Annotated in this window: 24 protein-coding genes; 12 read left to right on the forward strand and 12 right to left on the reverse strand. The window is 69.9% G+C overall.

Annotated elements, in window-relative coordinates; translation table 11 throughout:
* Nucleotides 1–11: 11 nt before the first annotated feature.
* Entirely contained in the window at nucleotides 12–629 is a 618-nt protein-coding gene (locus EJV46_RS09625; protein WP_131548399.1) for a DUF1194 domain-containing protein, read from the reverse strand.
* Between the two features lie 116 nt (nucleotides 630–745).
* Here EJV46_RS09625 and EJV46_RS09630 point away from each other — a divergent pair, with 116 nt between their 5' ends.
* On the forward strand, nucleotides 746–1,165 hold the full coding sequence (locus EJV46_RS09630) for a cyclic nucleotide-binding/CBS domain-containing protein (RefSeq protein ID WP_131548400.1): 420 nt from the start codon (nucleotides 746–748) through the stop codon (nucleotides 1,163–1,165).
* A gap of 30 nt (nucleotides 1,166–1,195) precedes the next feature.
* Here EJV46_RS09630 and EJV46_RS09635 read toward each other — a convergent pair whose 3' ends face one another.
* Both EJV46_RS09635 and EJV46_RS09640 read right to left on the reverse strand, forming a co-directional pair.
* A complete protein-coding gene (locus EJV46_RS09635) occupies nucleotides 1,196–2,311 on the reverse strand; it encodes an NADH:flavin oxidoreductase/NADH oxidase (protein WP_131548401.1) in 1,116 nt (371 codons plus the stop codon).
* Nucleotides 2,308–3,123 (reverse strand): DUF2272 domain-containing protein, encoded by an 816-nt coding sequence (locus EJV46_RS09640; RefSeq protein ID WP_240782491.1) that lies wholly within the window; start codon nucleotides 3,121–3,123, stop codon nucleotides 2,308–2,310. Before EJV46_RS09640 ends, EJV46_RS09635 begins: the two co-directional genes overlap by 4 nt.
* A gap of 56 nt (nucleotides 3,124–3,179) precedes the next feature.
* Here EJV46_RS09640 and EJV46_RS09645 point away from each other — a divergent pair, with 56 nt between their 5' ends.
* A complete protein-coding gene (locus tag EJV46_RS09645; RefSeq protein WP_131548402.1) occupies nucleotides 3,180–4,616 on the forward strand; it encodes an FAD-dependent oxidoreductase in 1,437 nt (478 codons plus the stop codon).
* Here the strand turns inward: EJV46_RS09645 and EJV46_RS09650 are convergent, their stop codons facing one another.
* From EJV46_RS09650 to aroA, 4 genes are all read right to left on the reverse strand, one after another.
* Nucleotides 4,617–5,342 (reverse strand): response regulator transcription factor, encoded by a 726-nt coding sequence (locus EJV46_RS09650; RefSeq protein WP_131548403.1) that lies wholly within the window; start codon nucleotides 5,340–5,342, stop codon nucleotides 4,617–4,619.
* Between the two features lie 328 nt (nucleotides 5,343–5,670).
* Nucleotides 5,671–7,392: a 30S ribosomal protein S1 gene (rpsA, locus tag EJV46_RS09655; RefSeq protein ID WP_131548404.1), complete on the reverse strand. Its 1,722-nt coding sequence runs from the start codon at nucleotides 7,390–7,392 to the stop codon at nucleotides 5,671–5,673.
* A 200-nt stretch (nucleotides 7,393–7,592) separates the two neighbouring features.
* A complete protein-coding gene (gene cmk, locus EJV46_RS09660; RefSeq protein ID WP_131548405.1) occupies nucleotides 7,593–8,228 on the reverse strand; it encodes a (d)CMP kinase in 636 nt (211 codons plus the stop codon).
* The gene (gene aroA, locus EJV46_RS09665) at nucleotides 8,225–9,574 is read right to left on the reverse strand and encodes a 3-phosphoshikimate 1-carboxyvinyltransferase (protein ID WP_131548406.1); all 1,350 of its coding nucleotides are present in this window, start codon (nucleotides 9,572–9,574) and stop codon (nucleotides 8,225–8,227) included. The genes cmk and aroA overlap by 4 nt, the downstream gene beginning before the upstream one ends.
* An 82-nt stretch (nucleotides 9,575–9,656) precedes the next feature.
* On the opposite strand from aroA, the gene EJV46_RS09670 reads away from it, so the two are divergent.
* The 4 genes from EJV46_RS09670 to EJV46_RS09685 all read left to right on the forward strand — a co-directional run bounded on the left by EJV46_RS09670 (nucleotide 9,657) and on the right by EJV46_RS09685 (nucleotide 13,169).
* The gene (locus EJV46_RS09670) at nucleotides 9,657–9,980 is read left to right on the forward strand and encodes a TIGR02300 family protein (protein WP_131548407.1); all 324 of its coding nucleotides are present in this window, start codon (nucleotides 9,657–9,659) and stop codon (nucleotides 9,978–9,980) included.
* Nucleotides 9,981–10,187: 207 nt separating this feature from the next.
* Entirely contained in the window at nucleotides 10,188–10,721 is a 534-nt protein-coding gene (locus EJV46_RS09675; RefSeq protein WP_131548408.1) for a hypothetical protein, read from the forward strand.
* Complete coding sequence (gene rlmN, locus EJV46_RS09680; protein WP_131548409.1) at nucleotides 10,718–11,920, forward strand: 23S rRNA (adenine(2503)-C(2))-methyltransferase RlmN; 1,203 nt, start codon at nucleotides 10,718–10,720, stop codon at nucleotides 11,918–11,920. Before EJV46_RS09675 ends, rlmN begins: the two co-directional genes overlap by 4 nt.
* A gap of 58 nt (nucleotides 11,921–11,978) precedes the next feature.
* On the forward strand, nucleotides 11,979–13,169 hold the full coding sequence (locus EJV46_RS09685) for an MFS transporter (protein ID WP_131548410.1): 1,191 nt from the start codon (nucleotides 11,979–11,981) through the stop codon (nucleotides 13,167–13,169).
* Nucleotides 13,170–13,175: 6 nt separating this feature from the next.
* On the opposite strand, the gene EJV46_RS09690 is transcribed toward EJV46_RS09685, so the two are convergent.
* From EJV46_RS09690 to EJV46_RS09700, 3 genes are all read right to left on the reverse strand, one after another.
* Nucleotides 13,176–13,490 (reverse strand): type II toxin-antitoxin system RelE/ParE family toxin, encoded by a 315-nt coding sequence (locus tag EJV46_RS09690; protein WP_131548411.1) that lies wholly within the window; start codon nucleotides 13,488–13,490, stop codon nucleotides 13,176–13,178.
* Nucleotides 13,487–13,747 (reverse strand): CopG family ribbon-helix-helix protein, encoded by a 261-nt coding sequence (locus EJV46_RS09695; RefSeq protein ID WP_131548412.1) that lies wholly within the window; start codon nucleotides 13,745–13,747, stop codon nucleotides 13,487–13,489. The genes EJV46_RS09690 and EJV46_RS09695 overlap by 4 nt, the downstream gene beginning before the upstream one ends.
* Nucleotides 13,748–13,822: 75 nt before the next feature.
* Entirely contained in the window at nucleotides 13,823–14,476 is a 654-nt protein-coding gene (locus EJV46_RS09700) for a hypothetical protein (RefSeq protein ID WP_131548413.1), read from the reverse strand.
* 264 nt (nucleotides 14,477–14,740) lie between these two features.
* Here EJV46_RS09700 and EJV46_RS09705 point away from each other — a divergent pair, with 264 nt between their 5' ends.
* The 4 genes from EJV46_RS09705 (at nucleotide 14,741) to EJV46_RS09720 (ending at nucleotide 18,306) form a co-directional block, all read left to right on the forward strand.
* On the forward strand, nucleotides 14,741–15,976 hold the full coding sequence (locus EJV46_RS09705) for an argininosuccinate synthase (RefSeq protein ID WP_131548414.1): 1,236 nt from the start codon (nucleotides 14,741–14,743) through the stop codon (nucleotides 15,974–15,976).
* Nucleotides 15,977–16,099: 123 nt separating this feature from the next.
* A complete protein-coding gene (locus EJV46_RS09710) occupies nucleotides 16,100–16,723 on the forward strand; it encodes an FMN-binding negative transcriptional regulator (protein ID WP_131548415.1) in 624 nt (207 codons plus the stop codon).
* A gap of 5 nt (nucleotides 16,724–16,728) precedes the next feature.
* On the forward strand, nucleotides 16,729–17,490 hold the full coding sequence (locus EJV46_RS09715; protein ID WP_131548416.1) for a short-chain dehydrogenase/reductase: 762 nt from the start codon (nucleotides 16,729–16,731) through the stop codon (nucleotides 17,488–17,490).
* A 63-nt stretch (nucleotides 17,491–17,553) separates the two neighbouring features.
* Nucleotides 17,554–18,306: an SDR family NAD(P)-dependent oxidoreductase gene (locus tag EJV46_RS09720; RefSeq protein ID WP_131548417.1), complete on the forward strand. Its 753-nt coding sequence runs from the start codon at nucleotides 17,554–17,556 to the stop codon at nucleotides 18,304–18,306.
* A gap of 69 nt (nucleotides 18,307–18,375) precedes the next feature.
* Here the strand turns inward: EJV46_RS09720 and EJV46_RS09725 are convergent, their stop codons facing one another.
* Nucleotides 18,376–18,666 carry a PGPGW domain-containing protein gene (locus EJV46_RS09725; protein ID WP_131548418.1) on the reverse strand — a complete coding sequence of 97 codons (291 nt, stop codon included), beginning with the start codon at nucleotides 18,664–18,666 and terminating at the stop codon, nucleotides 18,376–18,378.
* Nucleotides 18,667–19,004: 338 nt separating this feature from the next.
* Here EJV46_RS09725 and EJV46_RS09730 point away from each other — a divergent pair, with 338 nt between their 5' ends.
* Nucleotides 19,005–19,856: a DMT family transporter gene (locus tag EJV46_RS09730; protein ID WP_206020758.1), complete on the forward strand. Its 852-nt coding sequence runs from the start codon at nucleotides 19,005–19,007 to the stop codon at nucleotides 19,854–19,856.
* Nucleotides 19,857–19,901: 45 nt separating this feature from the next.
* On the opposite strand, the gene EJV46_RS09735 is transcribed toward EJV46_RS09730, so the two are convergent.
* Complete coding sequence (locus EJV46_RS09735) at nucleotides 19,902–20,633, reverse strand: aspartate/glutamate racemase family protein (protein ID WP_131548419.1); 732 nt, start codon at nucleotides 20,631–20,633, stop codon at nucleotides 19,902–19,904.
* Nucleotides 20,634–20,675: 42 nt separating this feature from the next.
* Here EJV46_RS09735 and EJV46_RS09740 point away from each other — a divergent pair, with 42 nt between their 5' ends.
* Entirely contained in the window at nucleotides 20,676–21,806 is a 1,131-nt protein-coding gene (locus EJV46_RS09740; RefSeq protein ID WP_131548420.1) for a M20/M25/M40 family metallo-hydrolase, read from the forward strand.
* Nucleotides 21,807–21,825 lie beyond the last annotated feature (19 nt).

A 21,825-nucleotide genomic window follows, 5' to 3' on the forward strand; every position in this document is an offset into this window, starting at 1 on the left:
CGAGCGGCAATCTAGACCGTTCCCACGGTCCCACGCATCTCCCTCACCAGCTTTCGCCCGATCGCCTCGGCGAAATCGGCATAGTCCGCGCAATCCGTGGCGAAGGCCCCCGGGCCGCCGATCACCTCCCGGGTGTAGTGCTCCAGCAGGTCCGGCTCCTCGTTCAGCACGGCGAGGCCGTTGATCGTCGCGCCGCCCGAGAACGCCACGTCGCGGATCGGGCCCGGCGGGCGCCCACGGTTGCTGGCGCCGTCGCCCGAGACGTCCACGACCAGCCGCGTCGCCCGCGCCGGACATTGCGCCAGCAGCCGGAGCGCCGCCGCCAGCCCCTCGCCGAGCGCCGTGGCACCGGGCCGCGGCAGGCGAGGTGCCGCTTCCAGCGCCTCGGCGACGCGCGCCCCCTCGGCCGCACCCGCGATGCGCTGCCAGGGCAGCGCCACCTCCTGCTCGTCGGACCAGTAGAGGGCGGCCACCGCCACCGCGCCGCGCGGGCCGCCCGTCGCGGCGGCGATCACGTCGGGATCCAGGAAGGCGCGGGCGAGGCCGTTCACCATCAGGGCGAACTCGCCATAGTCGACGCTCGCGGAGACATCGACCGCGAGCACCAGCGCCACATCCACGTCTTCCATGCTGCCAAGGTCGCGTCCCGTGGCAGTCTTTCCAAGCCCCGTGACGGCGCGGATCGCGGATACCAACCCGGACCGGCCGGAGGCGTTATCCTGCCGAGCGCCCAGGGAGGCCTGCCATGCGCAACCGCACGATGGCGGAGGTGGTCCAGCACCGCGAGCCCGTCACCCTCACGATCGGAACGACCGTCCAGGAAGCCTGCCTCGCGATGCATGAGCGGTCGGCCAGCGCCGCGCTCGTGCTGGAAGGGGCCGCGCTACGCGGCATCTTCACCTCCGGCGATGCGCTCCGGGCCCTGGCGCTGGGCCTGGATCCGGCGCGCACGGCGCTCGGCCAAGCCATGACGCGCGATCCCTGCTGCCTCGGCGCCGGGGACGACGCCCTCGATGCGCTCCGCCTCATGGAGGATGGCGGCTTCGGCCATGTTCCGGTGGTGTGCGAGGGCCGGCCCCTCGGGGTCGTCTCCTGGACGGATTTCACCGGCCAGGAGCGAAGCCGCCGCGACGAGGAGAACGAGCTCTCCGAGACCATGCGGTGATCGCCCGCCACGTGAATCGGCGGCGTGAGCCTACAGCGCCGGCAGCGGCTCCGCGATCTTCTGATCCAGCCTGAGGCGGGCCGGCCCGCTCCAGCTGCGGTCATATTGCGGCGGAATGGCCAGCGCCTCCGTCCGGCCGAGCGCCACCGCCGCGTTGAGCGTCCAGTAGGGGTCGCGCAGGAAGGCGCGCGCGAGGAGGATCAGGTCCGCCTTGCCTTCCGCGAGGATCTGCTGCGCCTGAGCCGGCTCGGTGATGAGGCCGACGGCCATGACGGGCACGGCGGCGCCCGCCTTCACGGCCGCCGCGCCCGGCACCTGATAGCCCGGGCCCAGCGGAATCTTCTGTCCCGCATCGAGCCCGCCCGAGCTGACATCGACGATGTCCACGCCAAGCTCCTTCAGCAGCCTGGACAGGGCGACGCTCTCCCCGGTGGTCCAGCCGCCCTCGACCCAATCGGTGTGCGAGATGCGGATGGCGAGGACCAGATCGTCCGGGATCGCGGCGCGGACGGCCTTCACCACCTCGCGCGCAAGCTTCGTGCGCCCCTCGAAGTCGCCGCCCCAGCCGTCGTTGCGCTGGTTGGAAAGGGGCGAGAGGAACTGGTGGATCAGGTAGCCATGCGCGCCATGGACCTCGATGAGCTTGTAGCCGGCCTTCACCGATCGCTTCGCGCTCTCGGCGAAGGCCGCGATGATCTCGGCGATCCCGGCCTCGCTCAGTGCCTGCGGCGGGAGGAAATCGCCGAAGGCGGCGGCGCTGGGGCCCACGGTCTGCCAGCCATTCGCGGCATGCGCCGGTGCGTCCCAGGGGCGGGTGCGGCTCGCCTTGCGGCCGGCATGCGCGATCTGGATCGCCGGGACCGAGCCCATGGCGGCGATCGCGGCGGCCAGGCGGGCATGCGGGGCGATATGGGCGTCGCTCCAGATTCCGACATCGGCCGGCGTGATGCGGCCCTCGGGCAGCACCGCCGAGGCCTCGACCATGGTCATCCCGGCGCCGCCCACGGCGCGCGAGACGAGATGCGCCATGTGCCAGTCGGTCGGCAGCCCGTCCTCCGCGCAGGAGTACATGCACATGGGCGAGACCCCCACGCGGTTGCGCAGCGTCACCCCGCGCAGGGTCAGCGGGCTGAACAGATCGGTCATGAACGGGACTCCGGGGACCAGGGGGGTGTGCGGCCGAGGCGGTTTTCCATGATGACGAGGGCCCGGGGCTGCGCCGGTACCAGCCGCCCCGCCCCGTCCGCCTCCCAGCGCGACAGCGTCACGCTGTCGGACACGTTGCCGCCCACCGCCTCGACAGCCCCGGCTCCCGTCGCGACCACGATGTCGCAATGCATGGGGCGGAACTGGCCGCGTTCGGCCGCGCGATCCGCCCAGGAGGCGAGCGGGCGGCGTGAACGGTCCCGGCAGACGAGGTCGCCGGGCTGGGGCGCATAGACCGAAGAATCCCGCGGCAGGAAGGGCGCCAGGTGCGGCCAGGCGCCGGCCAGGGCATCGAGATGGTCGAGATACGCGGAATGCGCGGCATCCGGCCTGAATTCCGGCGCGTCGACGCCGGCCGAGGCCATGACCCAGGAGACGAAGGCCGCCGACCAATAGGGCGAGGCCCAGAGGGCGGGCGCCGTCGCTTCGCCGCGCAGGGCGGCGGCATAGCGGCCGCGATTGGCCGGAATCGCGCCTTCTGCATTGGGGACGATGCGCCAATAAGCGAGAACCCGCGGAAAATTCTCGGGCGCGCTTTCGAGGCGCGGAATGCCTGGATTCTCGCAGGTCGCGACGCTGGGAGCGGGCATGCCGGTGATGGTGCAGCCCCAGTCGCGCCATTCGTTCAGCGCCAGGCGGACCATGCGTTCGCGGGCCGCCGGCGGATAGCTCAGCGGCGGCGGGATGGCGGCGACCTGGGGCTGGGCCGCACAACCGGCCAGCAGCAGGAGCAAGGGCAGGAGGCGCAACACGTCGACCTGTCTGCCAAAGGCTGTCATCCGCGGCAAGACCGTCTATCTGTGGGGTCATGGGCACGAACTCCGAAACCGACGGCGGCCGCCTCTTCTTCCGCAGCGAGACCTTCGCGGGCGACGCCTCTCGCCGCCGCCGCCCGCCGACGGGCGAGACGGTGACGGAGGCCGCGCGCGAGATCCCGCTCCATGCGGCCTGCGACGTGCTGGTGGTCGGCGGCGGGCCGGCCGGGGTCGCGGCGGCCGTGGCCGCCGGGCGCCAGGGCGCGCGGACCATCCTGCTGGAGCGGCACAACCATCTGGGCGGCCTCTCGACCGGCGGGCTGGTGGTCTGGATCGACCGCATGACCGACTGGTCCGGCCGCAAGGTCATCCGCGGCTTCGCCGAGGAATTCCTGGCCCGCCTTCCGGCCGAGGCCGTAGCGGGACCGCCGCCCGCCGCCTGGGGCAGCCGCGACGCCGCGACCGCCGCCTGGTGGCAGCTGCGCACCGCCGCCTTCCATGGCGTGGTGACCCATTCGCCGACCTGCGATCCCGAGATGATGAAGCTCGCCGCCATGGAGATGGTGCTCGAATCCGGCGCCGAGATCCTTTTCCATGCCTGGGGCGCGGAACCGCTGATGGAAGAGGGCGCCGTCCGGGGCGCCTTTTTCGAGTCCAAGCAGGGCCGCAGGGCGATCCGCGCCGCCTGCGTGGTGGACGCGACCGGCGACGGCGATCTCTTCGCCCGCGCCGGCGCGGCCTTCGACGCCGATATCGACGAGGCCGACATCCACCACTGCATGAACACGAGCTGGCTCTTCGGCGGCGTGAACATGCCGCGCTATCAGCGCTGGCGGGCCGAGGAGCCCGAGGCTTTCGGCGCCTTCCTGCAGCGCGGACGTGAGCGCTTCCGCTACTTCGAGCGCGCCTTCGCCTCCTGGCGCGACGACGTGGCGCTGTTCCTGGGCCCCCGCCTCTCGGGCTATTCCGCCGTGGACGTGGACGACCTCACCGCCGTCGAGATCCAGAGCCACCGGCTCATGGCGCAGCATCTGGAGCACTACCGCGCCGCGGCGCCCGGCTTCCAGAACGCCTGGATGATGCTCTCCGCCCCGCAGATCGGCATCCGCCACGCGCGCCGCCTGCGCGGGGCGGGCCGTGTGCTCCGTTCGGACTGGGACGGGCGGGTGCGGGCCGACGAGATCGGCGTCTCCCCCAGCCTCGCGCCGAAGTTCGCCAATGTCTCCGTGCCTTATGGCGCGCTCGTGCCGGAGAGGCTGGACGGGCTGCTGGCCCCGGGGCGGCACCTGAGCTGCGATACGAACAGCCATTCCTTCCTGCGCGAGATTCCGCAATGCTGGCTGACGGGCCAGGCAGCCGGCGTGGCGGCGGCGATCGCCGCGAACCGGGGCATCGCGCCGCGCGCCGTGCCGATCGCGGAACTCCAGGCCGGGCTGCGGAAGGAGGGCGCGCACCTCTCGGACGCGCCGTCGGCCCAAAGCGCGGCCTGATCAGGCCGCGCTGAGGCGCATCTCGGGCAGCGGCGGCCGATAGGCCGAGGGCCCGCTGCCGTCGCGGATGATATAGCCGCGCCCCCAGACCGTGCCGATCACGTTCGCTGCGCCGGCGACCTGGAGCTTCTTGCGGAGCTTGCAGACGAAGACGTCGATGATCTTGCTGTCCGGCTCGTCCATGCCGCCATAGAGGTGGTCCAGGAAGTTCTCCTTCGACAGCACCGTTCCGCGGCGCATCAGCAGCAGCTCCAGGATGGCGTATTCCTTACCGGTGAGGTGGACCGTCCGACCCTGCACCGCCACTTCCTTGGCGCCGAGATCCAGCGAGAGCGCGCCGAGCTGGATGCGCGGCTGGGAGAAGCCCTTGGAGCGGCGGATCATCGCCTGGAGCCGCGCGACCAGCTCGTCGGGCTCGAAGGGCTTGGACAGATAGTCGTCGGCGCCGACGGAGAGCCCGCGAACCTTGGCCTGGGTGCGCGAGACCGCCGAAAGCATGAGCACGGGCGCCTCGACCCGCGAGGCGCGGAGCTTGGAGACGACCTCGTACCCCTCCATGTCCGGCAGCATGAGGTCCACGACCACCGCGTCGTAATCGTAGAGGCGGGCGAGTTCCAGCGCCTCGGCGCCGCAATCTGCCACGTCGACCACCATCCGGTGCTGCTGCAGCTGGAACGCAATGCCGCGCGCGGCGGAGCGGTCGTCTTCGACCAGGAGGATACGCATCGGGGGGCTCTCCAACACACGTTTTGCGTGTGAAGAAATACCACCCACGCGTGTGTCGGCCAAGCGTTTTTCAGGAGTTATCGTGTATTTAAAAAAATTCTACCCATTAAAGTTAACTTAATGCCTCATTTTGTGAAGCTCCACGGGCATCGACCCGCTCGGAATGGACCAACACAAGCCACCGTCTCATAAATCAGGCATATAGGCTGACTGCCCCACAGACGCCGGCCATTGAGCAGAAAATTGAGACGGTCGGGCACGAAAAAGGGGCGCGCCCTGGCAGGCGCGCCCCCGATCATCCCGGCCAGCCGACGCCGGTGCAGAACCTTTACTCCGCTTCGCTGGCCTGCTCGCGGCGGCGGCGGATGGCCGCGCCGAGAATGTCGCCCAGCGACGCGCCGGAATCGGCCGTGCCGTACTCCTTCACGGCCTCGCGCTCCTCCTCGATCTCCTTGCCCTTCACGGTCAGGGAGAGGCGGCGGGCGGCGCGGTCCACGGCGGTGATCTTCGCATCGACCTTCTCGCCGATGGCGAACTTGTCGGGGCGCTGATCCTGGCGGTCACGCGCCAGTTCCGCACGGCGGATGAAGCCGGTCAGCACGTCGTTGACCTTCACCTCGATCCCGTTGGTCTCGATCTTGGTGACGGTGCAGGTGACGATGTCGCCCTTCTTCACATTGTCCAGCACCTCGGCGGCCGGATCGGCCTCGAGCTGCTTGATGCCCAGCGAGATGCGCTCCTTCTCGACATCGACGTCGAGAACCTTCGCCTTCACCATGTCGCCCTTCTTGTAGGCGGCGATGGCGGACTCGCCCGGCAGATCCCAGCTGAGATCGGAGAGATGGACCATGCCGTCCACATCCGGGCCGACGCCGATGAACAAGCCGAACTCGGTGATGTTGCGGATCTCGCCCTCGATCTCGCTGCCCAGCGGGTGATCCTGCAGGAAGACCTCCCACGGGTTGCCCTGGGCCTGCTTGAGGCCGAGCGAGATGCGGCGCTTCGGCTCGTCCACGTCCAGGATCAGCACGTCCACCTGCTCGGAGGTCGCGACGATCTTGCCCGGATGGACGTTCTTCTTCGTCCAGGACATCTCGCTCACATGGACGAGGCCCTCGACGCCCGGCTCCAGCTCCACGAAGGCGCCGTAGTCGGTGATGTTGGTCACGCGGCCGGAGAACTTGGCGTTGACCGGGTACTTGATGGCCACGCCGTCCCACGGATCGGACATCAGCTGCTTCATGCCGAGGCTGATGCGCTGCGTGTCGCTGTTGAAGCGGATGACCTGCACCTTCACCTGCTGGCCGATCGTCAGGGCCTCGCTCGGGTGGTTGATGCGGCGCCAGGCGATGTCGGTGACATGCAGCAGGCCGTCCACGCCGCCCAGATCCACGAAGGCGCCGTAATCGGTGATGTTCTTGACGACGCCGTCGAGAACCATGCCTTCCTTGAGGCCCTGCACCAGCTCGGCGCGCTGCTCGGCGCGCGTCTCTTCGAGAACGGCACGGCGGCTGACGACGATGTTGCCGCGGGCGCGGTCCATCTTGAGGATCTGGAAGGGCTGCGACTGACCCATCAGCGGGCCCACGTCGCGAACGGGGCGGATATCGACCTGCGAACCGGGAAGGAAGGCCACGGCGCCGCCGAGGTCGACGGTGAAGCCGCCCTTGACCCGGCCGAAGAGCACGCCGTTGACGCGCTGGTTCGCGGCGAAGGCCTTTTCGAGGTTGGTCCAGGCCTCCTCGCGGCGGGCCTTCTCGCGCGAGAGCACGATGGAGCCGTCACGGTCCTCGTAGCGCTCCACGAAGAGGTCGACGACGTCGCCCGGCTTGATCTCGGGCTTCATGCCCTGGGGCGCGAATTCCTTGAGGGGCACGCGGCCTTCGCTCTTGAGGCCCACGTCCACGACGGCGAAGTCATCATCGATGCGGATGATCTTGCCGGACACGACGGAGCCGGCGAAGCCGGTATTGGCGCCCAGCATCTCATCGAGAAGCGTGGCGAAGTCTTCGGAGCCGCCGCTCGTGGCGGGGCTGGTGGCAGATGCCATGTGGCGATGTTGTCCTGAGTCGAGCGCGGGGCCGAGGCCCTGCATTCCGGGTCTTGCGCCACCGCCCGGCGTCCGGTCGGTCACGGCTTGCGGAAGGATCCGCCGAGGTCTCCAGGCGCGCGTGACGGTCCGCGCCGATCCGGCCACATTCAAGTGGCGCGCGTTACATCCGCTCTGATTTCCTCACCGTCAAGCGGAAATCACTTCCTTCTCGTGGATTCCACGATTCGCACCGCGGCTGCGAAGGCCGTGTCCGCGTCGAGGCCCGTGGTATCGAGCAGCACGGCGTCCCGGGCCGGGACGAGGGGCGCGACATCCCGCGCCGCATCACGGGCATCGCGGGCGGCCATCTCGGCCGCGACCTCTTCCAGGGCGGGCGCGGCGCCCTTGGCCAGGAGCTCGGCATGGCGGCGGCGGGCGCGCTCCTCCGCGCTGGCCGTGACGAAGAGCTTCACCTGCGCCTCGGGGAAGACGACCGTCCCGATGTCGCGCCCGTCGAGCACCGCGCCATGGGCCGCGCCGAAGCCGCGCTGGAAGTCGAGCAGCGCGGCGCGAACGGCCGGAATAGCGGCAACCTTGCTGGCCGCGGCGTCGGCGGCCCGGTTGCGCAGGTCGCCGCGCGTGAAGTCGCCAGGGGTGAGCGCGCGCGCTGCCCGCTCCGCGGCGACCGGGTCGGCGGGGTCGGCCCCGGCGTCCAGCACGCGGCGGCCGGTGGCGCGGTAGAGCAGGCCCGTGTCGAGATAGGGCAGCCCAAGATGCGCGGCGAGCCGCCGGGCCAGCGTCCCCTTGCCGGCCGCCGCGGGGCCGTCCACCGCGATGACCAGCGGCGCCGTCACGCCGGAACCATGGTCTCGGCCCCCAGCGCGCCCCGCATCAGCGGGAGAAAGTTGGGGAAGCTGGTGGCGATGAAGCTGCCGTCGTCGATCGAGAGCGGCGTCTTGCAGGCGAGTCCCAGGACCAGCGCGCTCATGGCCAGGCGGTGATCCATCTGGGTCGCGACGACCCCACCGCCCGGGGGCGGGCCGCCGCAGCCATGGACGATCAGGTCGTCGCCCTCGATCTCGCAGCGCGCCCCGGCCACACGCAGCATCTCGGCGGTGCCGATGAGGCGGTCGCTCTCCTTCACGCGCAGCTCGGCGAGGCCGCGGAAGCGGCTGGTGCCGGTCGCGCAGGCGGCCGCCACGGCGAGGATGGGATACTCGTCGATCATGCTGGGCGCCCGCTCCGGCGGGACATCGACGGCGCGCAGACCGGTGAACTCCACGGTGAGATCGCCGACCGCCTCGCCGCCCTCCAGCCGGGCATCGCCGACCTCCAGCTTCGCGCCCATCTCGCGCAGCGAATCGAAAAGGCCGGTGCGCAGCGGATTCAGCCCGACATTGCCGATCACCAGCCGCGAGCCGGGCACGATCAGCGCCGCCACAAGGAAGAAGCCGGCCGAGGAAGGATCCCCCGGCACGTTCACCGCCGCCGCGCGCAGCTCCGGCTGGCCGGTCAGCTCGACGATCCGGCCGTGCCCCCGGGCCTCCACGCGCACCTTCGCGCCGAAATGGCGCAGCATGTTCTCCGAATGGTCGCGCGTCGCCTCAGGCTCCACCACACGGGTGATGCCGGGGGCGCAGAGGCCGGCCAGCAGGCAGGCGCTCTTCACCTGGGCGGAAGCGACCGGGAGCGTGTAGTCCAGCGGCAGCGGATCGCGCGCGCCCTCGATGGCCAGCGGCAGCCGCCCGCCCTCGCGGAAGGAGAAACGGGCCCCGCAGGCGGCCAGCGGATCGGTCACGCGGCGCATCGGGCGGCGCCGCAGGCTGGCGTCGCCGGTCATGACCGCGAAGAGGGGATGGCCGGCCAGCAGTCCGCAGATCAGCCGCGCGGCCGTGCCGGAATTGCCCATGTCGAGCACGTCGGCCGGCTCGGTCAGCCCGCCGATGCCGCGGCCGGCCACGCGCCAGCGCCCTGGTCCGAGGTGATCCACCGTCGCGCCCAGCAGGCGCATGGCGGCCGCGGTCCGCAGAACGTCCTCGCCTTCCAGCAGCCCCTCGATCTCGGTGGTGCCCACGGCGAGCGCGCCGAACATCAGCGCGCGATGGCTGATCGACTTGTCGCCTGGCACGGTGAGACGCCCGGAGAGACCCCTCGGGGCCGGGCTGGAACGCAGTGGGGTGGGGTTCTGATCGTGGGACATCTTCCACCCCGTTTGACACCGACGCGCGGCCCGTGGCAATGCGCCCCGCTGCCCAGACGGGCATAAGGAATCAGAGGGCTCCATGGCAAAGCCTGAACTTGGTTTGAAGCGCACCTGCGTGGCCTGCAGCGCGAAGTTTTACGACATGGGCAAGCAGCCGGCCGCCTGCCCGAAATGCGGCACCGAGCAGCCGGCGGAGCAGCCGCGCCCGCGCCGTTCCGCCAATATCGTCCCTGACGAGAAGCTCAAGAAGCGTCCTGCCGCGGCGGCGGAGGCGGATGGCGACGACGTCGAGCTGGAGGACGTCGAGGCCGATGCCGTCGAGGATGCCGACGAGCTCGAGGACGAGGACGAGGCGATCGCCGACGAGATCGAGGTCGAGACCGACCGCGAGGAAGAGGGTTAGGCTCACGGCGGCGCCGGACGCGCGCCTGGCTTCGCCGCGCCGCTGAACCGCGAGGCCGACCGGTTCGGTTGGGCGGCGCCGGACGCTTTGCGGCCGGATTCTCGAAGGGTGCGGGGCTTTCGGGCGGATCCTCGTACCCGCAGGTCCGGGCTGCCCTGCGTCCGGCTCCGGTTGCGGTACGGCGCCCGCGCTCGTATCTAGCGAGCCATGCGCGGTCTCGCCCTAGCCTCTCCCCTGGCCTTCCTGCTGACGCTCGCCATCCCTGCCGCCCAGGCGCAGCAGCGGAGCGCGCCCGCCGCGCGTCCCGCGCAGCTCGGCACCTTCCAGGCCTGGACCGCGGCGACCCACACCGAAGGCGGCCAGAAGGTCTGCTACGCCTTCACCCGCGCGCGCAGCCTGGACGGCGTGCCGGGGCGCGAGCAGAACAACGTCATGCTCGTGGTGACGCACCGGCCCGGCAGCCGCGATCAGGTCGCCTTCCGCGCCGGCTATCCCTTCCCGCGCAACGCCGAGGCGCGGCTCTTCGTCGGCTCCAACGAGCTGCCCTTCTACACCTCGGGCGACACCGCCTTCGCGCGCGACGGCCGCGCCGTGGTCGCCGCGCTGCGCAGCGGACGCGAGGCGCTGGGCCGCGGGCCCGGGCCGAACGGACGCGGCCAGGCCGCCGACACCTTCGGGCTGAACGGCTTCTCCCAGGCCTATGACGCCATCTCGCGCGAATGCCCGGCGGCGCGCAGATGAGCACCGCCTTCCCGCCCGCCAACCGCGTGGCCCAGCCGGCGGATGGCCTGACCGAGGCGGAACGGCTGCGCATCCTGGCCAAGTCCGCGATCTTCGCGCCGCCGCCCATGACGGACGAAGCCGGCCGGCGCGAGCTGGTCGGGCTGACGCGCGAGGAACTGGCGGCCGAGATGCTCGCGATCGGCGAGAAGCCCTTCCGCGCCAAGCAGCTCTGGCACTGGATCTATCACCAGGGCGTCCGCGACTTCGCCGCAATGAACACGATCGCCCGGCCGTTGCAGGCGAAGCTGGCCGAGCGCTTCACCATCGGCCGCCCCGGCATCACGACCGAGCAGACCTCCACCGACGGCACCCGCAAGTGGCTGTTCAAGTGGCGAGACGGGCAGGAGGTCGAGACCGTCTACATCCCCGACGACGATCGCGGAGCGCTGTGCATCTCGACGCAGGTGGGCTGCACGCTCAGCTGCTCCTTCTGCCACACGGGCACGCAGAAGCTGGTGCGGAACCTGGGCACGGCAGAGATCGTCGGCCAGTTCATGGCCGCGCGCGACAGCTATGGCGAGTGGCCGACGCCCAAGGGAGAAGAGGGCCGGCGCGTCTCCAACATCGTCGTGATGGGGATGGGCGAGCCGCTCTACAATTACGAGGCGACGGCCCGCGCGCTGAACATCGTGATGGACCATGAGGGCATCGCCCTTTCGCGCCGGCGGATCACGCTCAGCACCTCCGGCGTCGTTCCCATGATGGACAAGTGCGGCGAGGAGCTGGGCGTGAACCTGGCCGTCTCGCTGCACGCCGTCCGCGACGAGCTGCGCGACGAGCTGGTGCCGCTGAACCGGAAGTATCCGATCGCCGAGCTGCTGGCGGCGTGCCGGCGCTATCCCGGCGCCTCCAATGCGCGGCGCATCACCTTCGAATATGTGATGCTGCGCGGCGTGAACGACAGCGAAGCCGAGGCGCATGAGCTCGTCCGCCTGCTGCGCGACCTGCCGGCCAAGGTGAACCTGATCCCGTTCAACCCCTGGCCCGGCAGTGCCTACCAGACCTCCACGCCCGAGGCCGTGCGGCGCTTCGCCGCCATCCTGAACGACGCCGGCTATTCCAGCCCGATCCGCCGGCCGCGCGGGCGCGACATCCTCGCCGCCTGCGGGCAGCTCAAGACCGAAAGCGAGCGCGCGCGGCGCATCACCGCCGCGTGAGCTGCGGATTTTCCGTAGCGACATCGCCGATCGCCCCATCCTCCGAGAATTGAATCAGATGACCGAAGGTCGCGCCGGCGCCGGCAATCCCCCCCAGGTCGCGATCTGGCTGCTGTCGCTGGCGGCCTTCGGCTCAGCCGCCGGCATGCGGATCATGGACCCGCTGATGCCCATGGTCGCCGCGGATTTCGGAGTGACCGTCTCGAACATCGCGGTCGTCGTGGCGATCTTCATGCTGTTCTACGGCAGCGGCCAGGTGGCGACGGGCCCCCTGGGCGACCGGCTGGGCAAGCTGCGCGTGGTGGCGGTCGCGCTGGTGCTCTTCGGCCTCCTCACCCTCCTCGCGGAATTCGCCACGACGGTGACGCAGCTGGCCATCCTGCGCGCGGCCAGCGGGCTAGTGGCCGGCGCGATCATCCCGCTGTTGCTGGCTCATATCGGCGATACCGTACCCTATGCGGACCGGCAGGCGGTGATCGGTCAGTTCCTCATCGGCAATGTGATGGCACAGCTGATGACAGGGCCGATCTCGGGCGTGATCGGCCAGCATTTCGGATGGCAGGCGAGCTACCTGGCCTTCGGCGCATTCACCCTCGCGGTGGGGGTGATCATGGCCTCGCTGCTGGGGCGCCGGATGCTCCATGCCCCGCCGGCCGGCCCGCGCGGGCAGAGCGGGCTGATGGCCTATGCGAAGATCCTGAAGAGCCCCTCGGCGCGGAAGCTGATGTTCGCGGCCTTCCTCGACGGCGCGCTGCTCTTCGGTGGCGCCTTCCCCTTCATCGCCTCCTATCTCATCGAGGATTTCTCGCTGAGCGCCGGCGAAGCGGGGCTGGTCGTGGCCTTCTTCGGCGTGGGCGCGATCTTCTACACGCGGCTGGCGCGGCGGATGGTGCGGCGCTTCGGCGAGCGCGGATTGCTGCTCGGCGGCGGGCTGGGCCTCGCGGCCGGGCTGGCGCTGACGGCGCTGGCCCCGGCCTGGGGCTTCGTGCTCGCGATGCAGCTGGCGCTGGGCTTCTGCTTCTACAGCTTCCATGGCGTGCTGCAGGCGCGGGCGACGGAGGCTCTGCCCGAGGCGCGGGGGACTTCGGTGTCGTGCTTCGCCATGTCGCTGTTCCTGGGCCAGACGACGGGTTCCTTGGTCTTCGCAGGGGTGATCGCCACCGGAGGCTATCGGGCGTGCTTCCTGCTGTCGGCCTTGGGCATGGTCGTGTTCGCCGTGTGGGTCAGAGGCGTCTCGAGCCGGTCCTGACAGTCGTCACGGGCCTGGCCACCCTCCCTCGGGCCAGTCCCGGGCTGAATGAATGACGTGGAGAATGATGACGCTCTCGCCGCCCGACGGCATGCTTCGGAAGGTGTAGGCCACGATATAGGGGCGGCCGGCCACGACTTTTTCGTAGGTTCCGCTCACTCGGCCGCGCCGGCCCGTCGCCGCCGCGCCCAGTCGTTCCGCCGCCTCGCGGATCCCGGCCAGCACCCGCCGGGCCGCCGAGGGATTGCGCTCCGCGATATAGCCGATGCTTCGATCAAGCTCCTCCAGCGCAGTCGCGGCCCAGAAGACAGGCCGATTCAACCTTTGCCGCGCTCGGCGGCCGCGATGGTCGCTTCGAGTCGGGCCATGGCTTCATCCTGCGGCACGAGTCGCCCAGCATCGGCATCCACAAGGCCGCGTTCGATCGCCAGCACGATGCCGGCTTCGCGCTCCACGTATTTCGCGATGGCCTCGGCCGCCAGGAAGGACTTGGAGCGATGGGTCGAGGCCGCAAGGCGGTCGAGCTGATCCTTGATCTCTTGCGTGACCCGGATCGTCAGGGTGGTGCTGGATGGCATCACGGGGGTTCCCATGATTTGTGCTGATGTGTGTACATAGCAACACAACCGCCTGTCCACCAGTGAGGGCCGGTCTCAGCAGCTTCCGCAGGTCAGCAGCGGCTCGCCATGCGCCTCGCACATCGCCACGCCGGTCCCCTGCACCATCGAGTTCCGCCGCGGCGGAGTGGTCGCGGCCTGGCCCCGCAGGTTCACCTTGGCGTCGCCCAGCGCGCGGTTCATCTGGCGCAGATAGGCCATGATATCCGTCGGCTCCCAGCCGCCCCGCTTCGAGAACCAGTCGACGCTCACCGTCTTCATCGCCTTGTCCGAGCCGCCGGCCCGCAGCGCGCGGATCACCGTGGTCGAGCAGTTCTTCTTGATCGTGTGGTAGCTCGCCTTCTCGTACTCGTAGCCCTTCCACCACAGGCTGATCTTGTTCGTGTCCAGCACGCCCTCGGCGATCTCGATCACGTCGTCTGCCGCCCGGCCCTCCTGATGGACATCGGCCTGCAGCGTCGGATTGCAGCGGTGCTTCACCTTGTAGACGTTGGTCGTGCCGATGAAGGTCCGCATGATCTTGGCGAGGGTGGGGTTCTTCTTGGCGTTCACCGTGTAGTTGCGCTCCTCGTCGTTCGAGGGCCACCAGGAGATATAGGCGCCGCCCTCGATCTGCAGCGAGGAATGGCCCCAGGACGCGCCCTCGCCGCCCCGCACGTGGTCCCAGCAATAAACCCAAACCTTCGCCATTCGACTGCCCTCCAACCCGCTGGCCCTGGGGCCCGGCCGACACCTGATGGTGGAAGAATGCCGAAGCTTCTCCCCGCCTGACAATCTGGTGGCGCCTATCGGGCGGATCGATCCGCCCGATCAGGGCCCATCGCATGCCGCGGGATGAAAGCGCCCCGCTGCCGCCCCGCTTTCGCAATCCCCGGGCCGCGCGGGGTTGCAGGGCCCACGATCCGCTGGCATCCAGCCCGCCTCTGACGAAAATTCCCCGAAAGGCTTCCGGACATGCGGGTCAAAGATGTGAAGAAGGTCGTGCTGGCCTATTCCGGTGGGCTCGACACCTCCGTGATCCTGAAGTGGCTCCAGACCACCTATCAATGCGAGGTCGTCACCTTCACGGCCGATCTCGGCCAGGGCGAGGAACTGGGCCCGGCGCGCGACAAGGCGCTGCTGCTCGGCATCAAGCCCGAGAACATCTTCGTCGACGACCTGCGCGAGACCTTCGTGAAGGACTTCGTCTTCCCGATGTTCCGCGCGAACACGGTCTATGAGGGCCAGTACCTGCTGGGCACCTCCATCGCCCGCCCGCTGATCGCCCAGCGCCAGATCGAGATCGCCGAGCAGGTCGGCGCCGATGCCGTGTCCCATGGCGCGACCGGCAAGGGCAACGACCAGGTTCGCTTCGAGATCGGCTACTACTCGCTGAAGCCGGACGTGAAGATCATCGCGCCCTGGCGCGAATGGGACCTCACCAGCCGCACCCGGCTGATCGAATTCGCCGAACAGAACCAGATCCCCATCGCCAAGGACAAGCGCGGCGAGGCGCCCTTCTCCGTGGACGCGAACATGCTGCACAGCAGCAGCGAGGGTAAGATCCTCGAGGAGCCCTGGGACGCGCCGGACGAGATGGTCTGGCAGCGCACCATCAGCCCGATGGACGCGCCCGATGTGGCGACCGAGATCACCGTCGATTTCAAGAACGGCGACGCGGTCGGCATCAACGGCGAGGCGCTGAGCCCGGCTACGCTGCTCACGAAGCTCAACGAGCTCGGCAAGGCCAACGGCATCGGCCGGCTGGACCTGGTCGAGAACCGCTTCGTCGGCATGAAGAGCCGCGGCTGCTACGAGACCCCCGGCGGCACCATCCTGCTGCAGGCCCACCGCGCGATCGAGAGCATCACGCTCGACCGCGAGGCCGCGCATCTGAAGGACAGCGTGATGCCGCGCTATGCCGAGGTCATCTACAACGGCTTCTGGTTCTCGCCCGAGCGCCGCATGCTCCAGGCCCTGATCGACGCCAGCCAGGCGAGCGTGGAGGGCACGGTCCGCATGAAGCTCTACAAGGGCAATGTGATCGTGACCGGCCGCAAGTCGCCGAAGAGCCTCTACTCGATGAAGCACGTGACCTTCGACGAGGACCAGGGCGCCTACGACCAGTTCGATGCGCAGGGCTTCATCAAGCTGAACGCCCTCCGCCTGCGCCTTGGCGCGATGGCCGGCCGCAAGGGCGGGATGCTTTAGTCTCGCCCTCAGACGCCGGGCGGCGGCTCCGCCGCCTTGGCTTCGCCGCGCCGCTGGCGTGTCGGCGGTCAAGTCGAGTGGGCGGCGCCGGCCGCGGTTGCGGCCGGAGACGTGGAGGTTGCGATGACTCTCTACAATCCTCCTGCCTTCCGCGAGGAGCGCCCCGAGGTCCTGCTCCGCCTCATGCGGCAGGCCGGGCTCTGCACCCTGGTCAGCAACGGCGCCTCCGGCGTGCCGGACGTCTCCCACCTGCCGCTCCAGACCGATGGCCACCGCGTCGTCGGCCATCTGGCGCGCGCCAATCCGCACTGGAAGGCGCTGCGCGAGGCGGGGAGGGCCATCGCCATCTTCCCCGGGCCGCAGGGCTATATCTCGCCCAACTCCTATCCCTCCAAGGCCGAGCACCATCGCGTGGTGCCCACCTGGAACTACGAGGCGGTGCATGCCGAGGGGCCCGTCGAGATCGTGGAGGATGCCGCGCGCCTGCGCGAGATTGTCGCCGCCCTGACCGACCATCACGAATTCCGCAGCGCCCGACCCTGGTCGGTGAACGATGCGCCGGCCGAGTTCATCGCGAGTCAGCTCAAGGGCATCGTGGGCGTGGTGCTGACGGTTGAAGTCCTGACGGGAAAGCGCAAGCTCTCCCAGAACCGCAACGAGGCGGATCGCGAGGGCGCGATCGCCGGGCTCGGGGCGGAGGAGGCGGCGCTGGCCCAAGCTATGCGCGATGCCAGGGACGGGAACTGACCAGCATGGACATGGAACTGACGGGCAAGCGCGTCGTGATCACCGGCGCGTCCAAGGGGATCGGCTATGCTTGCGCCGAGGCCTTCGCGGCCGAGGGCTGCGACGTGGTGCTGGCGGCGCGCGCGCCCGATGAGGCCGCCGCCACGCTGCGCCAGAAATATCAGGTGCGGGTGGAGGCGGTGACGGTCGATCTCTCCAGGCCCGCCGACCGCGTGAGCCTGCACGAGATCGCCCGCGGCGCCGACATCCTCGTGAACAATGCCGGCGCCATTCCCTCCGGCAGCCTCTCCGTGCTGGACATGGAGACCTGGGAGCAGGCCTGGGCGCTCAAGGTCTTCGGCTATTTCCACCTGACCAAGCTCTTCCTGGCCGACATGCGGACGCGAAAGTCGGGCGTGATCGTGAACATCATCGGCATGGCCGGGCGCGCCTGGAAGCACAACTACATCGCCGGTACCGCGGGGAATGCCGCGCTGATCGCCTTCACCTCGGCGGTCGGCGGCGAGGCGCAGGCGGATGGCGTGCGCGTCTTCGGCATCAACCCGGCGGCGACCCGGACCGGGCGCATGGAGACCCAGGCGCGGCAGCGCGCGGGCGTGACGCTCGGCGACCCGGAGCGCTGGCGCGAGACCCTGACGGGCCTGCCGCTGGACCGGTCCATCGAGCCCAGGGAGATCGCGGAACTCGCTGTCTTCGGCGCCTCGCCACGCGGCGGCTACATCGCCGGCACGGTGATCGACGTGGATGGCGGCGGCTGGTTCAAGTGAGCCCCCTTGCCGGGCGTCCGAACCGATGAGCACTCTTCCCCCATAACGAGGGGAGAGAGTTCCATGGAGCTCAGGGGCAAGGTCGCGCTCGTCACGGGCGGCAATGGCGGGCTGGGGCAGCGCATCTGCCACGCCCTGGCGCGCGAGGGCGCGCATATCGCCGTGGTCTATGCGAAGAGCAGGGACCAGGCCGAGGGCGTCGCGCGCGAGCTGGCCTCCAGCCACCAGGTGAACGCCGCGGCCTTCGCCTGCGACCTCACGGATGGCGCGGCCGTGCAGAAGCTGGTCAGCGAGGTGGTGGCGCGCTTCGGCCGCATCGACATCCTCGTCAACGACGCCGCCTACAACAAGGCGATCCCCTTCCCCGAGCTCGACGCCATGACCATGGAGGAATGGGACAAGATCCTGGACGTGAACCTCACCGGGCCGATGCGGCTGCTCAAGGCGGCCGGGCCCGGGATGAAGGCCCAGGGCGGCGGGCGGATCGTGAACATCTCCTCCGTCGCGGGCCTGGGGCCGACCGGCTCCTCGATCGCCTATGCCGTTTCCAAGGCCGGGCTGATCCACCTGACCAAGTGCATGGCCGTGGCGCTGGCGCCCGAGGTGCTGGTGAACTGCGTGGCGCCCGGCCTGCTGGAAGGCACGCGCGCGACGGCCAATCTGCGGCCGGAGCAGGTGGAGCGCTCCGCCGCCGGCGCGCTGCTCAAGAAGGCGGCCGACAAGGACGACTGCGCCGACATGGTGGTGGCCATGTGCCGCACCGAGACCATGACGGGTCAGACCGTCGTCATCGATTCTGGCCGGATGTTTCACTGAAATCACCGGGGCCCCTGCGCGGATTCCATCTGACTCCGCGCGTGACCCTCCATCCGGCGCCTTCGTGCCTTATTCGCGCGGCGGGCGGCGGACCCAGCCCCTCATGCGGTCGATCTTGCGGTTGCCCCACTCCATCGCCTTGTGCTCGCGCGCCTCGATGGTCGGCAGGAGGTGCGGCCATCTTCGGTCCACCACGCCCACGCTGCGCTGCGCCCAGGCATATTGGTCGCGCAGGATGAAGGTGCCGAGCGCCACGAAGATGAAGCCGGGCAGGATGGGAAGAACAAGGCCCACGGGGCCCAGGGCCAGGCAGCTGATGCCGATGGCCTTGCGACGGAGACAGGGGCGGTACTCGATCATCGCGCCAAAGATGGCGGCGCCGTCATCTCACTTCAAGCGAAATGGCAGGCTTCGGGGCGATGCGCCGGATTCCGAAGGAGGTCCGGATCTGCCCCCCGCGTTCCATGGTTGAGCCGCCGGACGGCTGGCGCATACGCGTCGTGTCCGGCATTCTCGGGCTGCGCGCGGACCTGGCGCAGGAGCATCCGACCGTGTCATGGGCCGCCCGGACTTCCGCATGCAGACCGGCCGCGAAGGGGTTGGCGCTAGACCCTCGCTTTGGCTCCGCCGCCCCCCGGACCGACGACATCGGCCTCCCCGCCATCCCGGGCGCTCCGGCGGCCGCCGAGCGATAGCCCTTGAAGCCTTCCACGCTCGGCATGGTGCTGATGGTCGGCGCCATGTTCGTCTTCGGCACGCAGGACGCCCTCTCCCGCTATCTGGCCGAAGCCTATTCGGTCCTGGGCGTGCTGCTGATCCGCTACTGGTTCTTCGCGGGCTTCGTGATAGTGCGGGCGATGCGCGCGCCGTGCGGGCTGCGTCAGGTGGTCCGCAGCCACCGGCCGGTCCTGCAATCGCTGCGCGGGGTGATGCTGGTGGTGCAGGTCTGGATGATGGTGAAGTCCTTCACCCTGCTCGGCCTGGTCGAGGCGCATGCGATCTTCGCCTGCTACCCGCTGATCATCGCCGCCCTGGCCGGCCCCGTGCTGGGCGAGCGCGTGACGCTGCGGCGCTGGATCGCGATCGGCGCGGGCGCGGCGGGCGTGCTGCTCATCCTCCGCCCGGGCGCCGGCCTCTTCGCGCCGGCCTCGCTGCTGGTGCTGCTGGCCGCGCTGAACTTCGCCGCCTATGGCCTGCTGACGCGCGTCGTCGGCCTGCACGACCCGCCGGAGACCAGCTTCTTCTACACGGGCATGGCGGGCGCGGTCGCGATCACGCTGCCGGCGCCCTGGATCTGGGCGCCCATCGCCTTCCATGACTGGTTCTGGATGGGGCTGCTCTGCCTCTCCGGCTCGATGGGGCACTACCTGCTGATCCGCGCGCTCTCGATCTCGGAGGCGAGCCGGCTGCAGCCGCTGGCCTATTTCCAGCTCATCTTCGCCTCGGCCGCCGGCGTGATCGTCTTCGGCGAGCACCTCCAGCCGCTGACGGTCGCAGGCGCGGCGCTGGTGGTGGCCGCCGGGCTGTTCAACCTGCGGGCGTCGCGTTAGCGCCCGATCCGTGGAGGCGGCACGCCGAAGCGGTGAACCGGCCGCTCAAGCCTTCAGCATCGTCGCCAGGGCCGGCGAGAGGCCGGAGGTGATCCGGCCCGCCGGCGCGGCATAGCTCCCGCTCTTCGGCTTCGGCAGCTTCAACGTCACCAGCATCTCGCAGAGCTTCACGCCGCAGGCCATGCCGTCCAGCAGCGGCACCGCCGCCTCCGGCTGCAGCCTCTCGCCCATCCCGGCCAGCGCCGCGCCGCCGAGGATCACCGCATCCGCCCCTTCTGCCACGGCCCGCGCGATCCCGCCGCTCACCTTGCGCGCCACGCCTTCGGGGTCGCGCACCGTCTCCTGCGGCGTGGCATCCACGCTCACCAGCGAGGCGAGCCGCGAGGACAGCCCATGCGCCGCGATCCGCTCGCGATAGGTCTCCACGCTTCCGAAGGTCACCAGCCCGAAGCGGCCGCCCAGCAGGCAGGCCGCGAAGCAGGCCGCCTCCGTCATGCCGACGACGGGGCAGGGCATCAGCTGCCGCGCCGCCTCCAGCGCCGTGTCGTGGCTCACCGCCAACAGCACCGCGTCCACCTTCCCCGCATGCGCGGCCAGGAGCTCCAGCAGCGCATGTCCGGCCACGATGTTCTCCGCGCGCGTGGAGATCACCTCCGCGCCGAAGCGGGGCGTGGCGGCGACGATCTCCGTGTCCGGCGCGGCGGCGGCGCGCGCGGAGGCCGCGCAGAGCTGCGTGATGGCCTCGGTGGTGTTGGCATTGGCGACGAGCAGACGCATCCTGGTTCCCTTCACGACCGCCGCATCTGAAAGAGGAAGTTCATGGAAGCCAAGCTCGACCTGCCCTTCGACGCCGAGGAGATGCTGGCCGGCCTCCGCACCTGGGTCGAGTGCGAGAGCCCCACGCATGACGCCGCCGCGGTGAACCGCATGATGGCGCTGGCGGGGCGGCACCTCGCGATCATGGGCGCGAGCGTGGAGACCATCCCCGGCCGCATGGGCCTCGGCGACTGCGTGCGCGCGCGCTTCCCGCACAAGAGCAGCGAGCCCGGCATCCTCGTCCTCGCCCATCTCGACACGGTGCATCCGGTCGGCACGCTGCAGAACGGCCTCGCCTTCCTCCGCGAGGGCGACAAGGCCTATGGCCCCGGCATCCAGGACATGAAGGGCGGGACCTACCTCGCCATCGAGGCCATCCGCCAGCTCGCCATGGCCGGCATCGCGACCTCCAAGCCCGTCACCGTCCTGCTGACCTGCGACGAGGAGATCGGCAGCCCCTCCACGCGCGACCTGATCGAGGCCGAGGCCGCGCGCCACTCCATCGTTCTGGTGCCGGAGCCCGCGCGTCCCGATGGCGGCGTGGTGACCGGCCGCTACGCCATCGCGCGCTTCAACCTGCGCACCACGGGCCGGCCGAGCCATGCCGGCGCCCGCCTCGGAGAGGGCCGCAGCGCCATCCGCGAGATGGCCAAGCAGATCGTCGCCATCGAGGAGATGACGACCGAGGCCTGCACCTATTCCGTCGGCGTCATCCATGGCGGACAATGGGTGAACTGCGTGGCGACCTATTGCGACGCCGAATCGCTCTCCATGGCCAAGCGCCAGGAAGACCTCGACGCGGCCGTCGAGAAGATGCTGTCGCTGAAGGCGAGCGGGAACGACGTGCAGCTCGAGGTGAAGCGGGGCGTGACGCGGCCGGTCTGGGAGCCGGACGGCAAGGTCCTCGCGCTGCACGCCATGGCGGAATCCATCGCCGGGCGCCTGGGCTTCGGCCTGCCGCACCAGTCGGCCGGCGGCGGCTCGGACGGCAACTTCACCGGTGCCATGGGCATCCCGACGCTGGACGGGCTCGGCATCCAGGGCGCCCTCGCCCATACGCTCGAGGAGCATGTGCAGGTCAGCAGCATGGTGCCGCGCGCCAAGCTCTTCGCCGGCCTTCTGCAAAGCGTCTAACGATAGGAATACCCTATTA

The sequence above is a fragment of the Roseococcus sp. SYP-B2431 genome, from assembly GCF_004336745.1.
In the GTDB taxonomy this organism is placed as follows: Bacteria; Pseudomonadota; Alphaproteobacteria; order Acetobacterales; family Acetobacteraceae; genus Roseococcus.

Excerpts from the sequence above, each read along its gene's own strand:
- rpsA (WP_131548404.1), bottom strand. The coding sequence starts at position 7,392 with ATGGCATCTGCCACCAGCCCCGCCACGAGCGGCGGCTCCGAAGACTTC.
- EJV46_RS09705 (WP_131548414.1), top strand. The coding sequence starts at position 14,741 with ATGCGGGTCAAAGATGTGAAGAAGGTCGTGCTGGCCTATTCCGGTGGG.
- EJV46_RS09645 (WP_131548402.1), top strand. The coding sequence starts at position 3,180 with ATGGGCACGAACTCCGAAACCGACGGCGGCCGCCTCTTCTTCCGCAGC.
- EJV46_RS09635 (WP_131548401.1), bottom strand. The coding sequence starts at position 2,311 with ATGACCGATCTGTTCAGCCCGCTGACCCTGCGCGGGGTGACGCTGCGC.
- aroA (WP_131548406.1), bottom strand. The coding sequence starts at position 9,574 with ATGTCCCACGATCAGAACCCCACCCCACTGCGTTCCAGCCCGGCCCCG.
- EJV46_RS09630 (WP_131548400.1), top strand. The coding sequence starts at position 746 with ATGCGCAACCGCACGATGGCGGAGGTGGTCCAGCACCGCGAGCCCGTC.
- EJV46_RS09710 (WP_131548415.1), top strand. The coding sequence starts at position 16,100 with ATGACTCTCTACAATCCTCCTGCCTTCCGCGAGGAGCGCCCCGAGGTC.
- EJV46_RS09720 (WP_131548417.1), top strand. The coding sequence starts at position 17,554 with ATGGAGCTCAGGGGCAAGGTCGCGCTCGTCACGGGCGGCAATGGCGGG.
- EJV46_RS09735 (WP_131548419.1), bottom strand. The coding sequence starts at position 20,633 with ATGCGTCTGCTCGTCGCCAATGCCAACACCACCGAGGCCATCACGCAG.
- rlmN (WP_131548409.1), top strand. The coding sequence starts at position 10,718 with ATGAGCACCGCCTTCCCGCCCGCCAACCGCGTGGCCCAGCCGGCGGAT.
- EJV46_RS09625 (WP_131548399.1), bottom strand. The coding sequence starts at position 629 with ATGGAAGACGTGGATGTGGCGCTGGTGCTCGCGGTCGATGTCTCCGCG.
- EJV46_RS09685 (WP_131548410.1), top strand. The coding sequence starts at position 11,979 with ATGACCGAAGGTCGCGCCGGCGCCGGCAATCCCCCCCAGGTCGCGATC.
- EJV46_RS09675 (WP_131548408.1), top strand. The coding sequence starts at position 10,188 with ATGCGCGGTCTCGCCCTAGCCTCTCCCCTGGCCTTCCTGCTGACGCTC.
- EJV46_RS09650 (WP_131548403.1), bottom strand. The coding sequence starts at position 5,342 with ATGCGTATCCTCCTGGTCGAAGACGACCGCTCCGCCGCGCGCGGCATT.
- EJV46_RS09700 (WP_131548413.1), bottom strand. The coding sequence starts at position 14,476 with ATGGCGAAGGTTTGGGTTTATTGCTGGGACCACGTGCGGGGCGGCGAG.
- EJV46_RS09715 (WP_131548416.1), top strand. The coding sequence starts at position 16,729 with ATGGACATGGAACTGACGGGCAAGCGCGTCGTGATCACCGGCGCGTCC.
- EJV46_RS09670 (WP_131548407.1), top strand. The coding sequence starts at position 9,657 with ATGGCAAAGCCTGAACTTGGTTTGAAGCGCACCTGCGTGGCCTGCAGC.
- EJV46_RS09740 (WP_131548420.1), top strand. The coding sequence starts at position 20,676 with ATGGAAGCCAAGCTCGACCTGCCCTTCGACGCCGAGGAGATGCTGGCC.
- EJV46_RS09725 (WP_131548418.1), bottom strand. The coding sequence starts at position 18,666 with ATGATCGAGTACCGCCCCTGTCTCCGTCGCAAGGCCATCGGCATCAGC.
- EJV46_RS09695 (WP_131548412.1), bottom strand. The coding sequence starts at position 13,747 with ATGCCATCCAGCACCACCCTGACGATCCGGGTCACGCAAGAGATCAAG.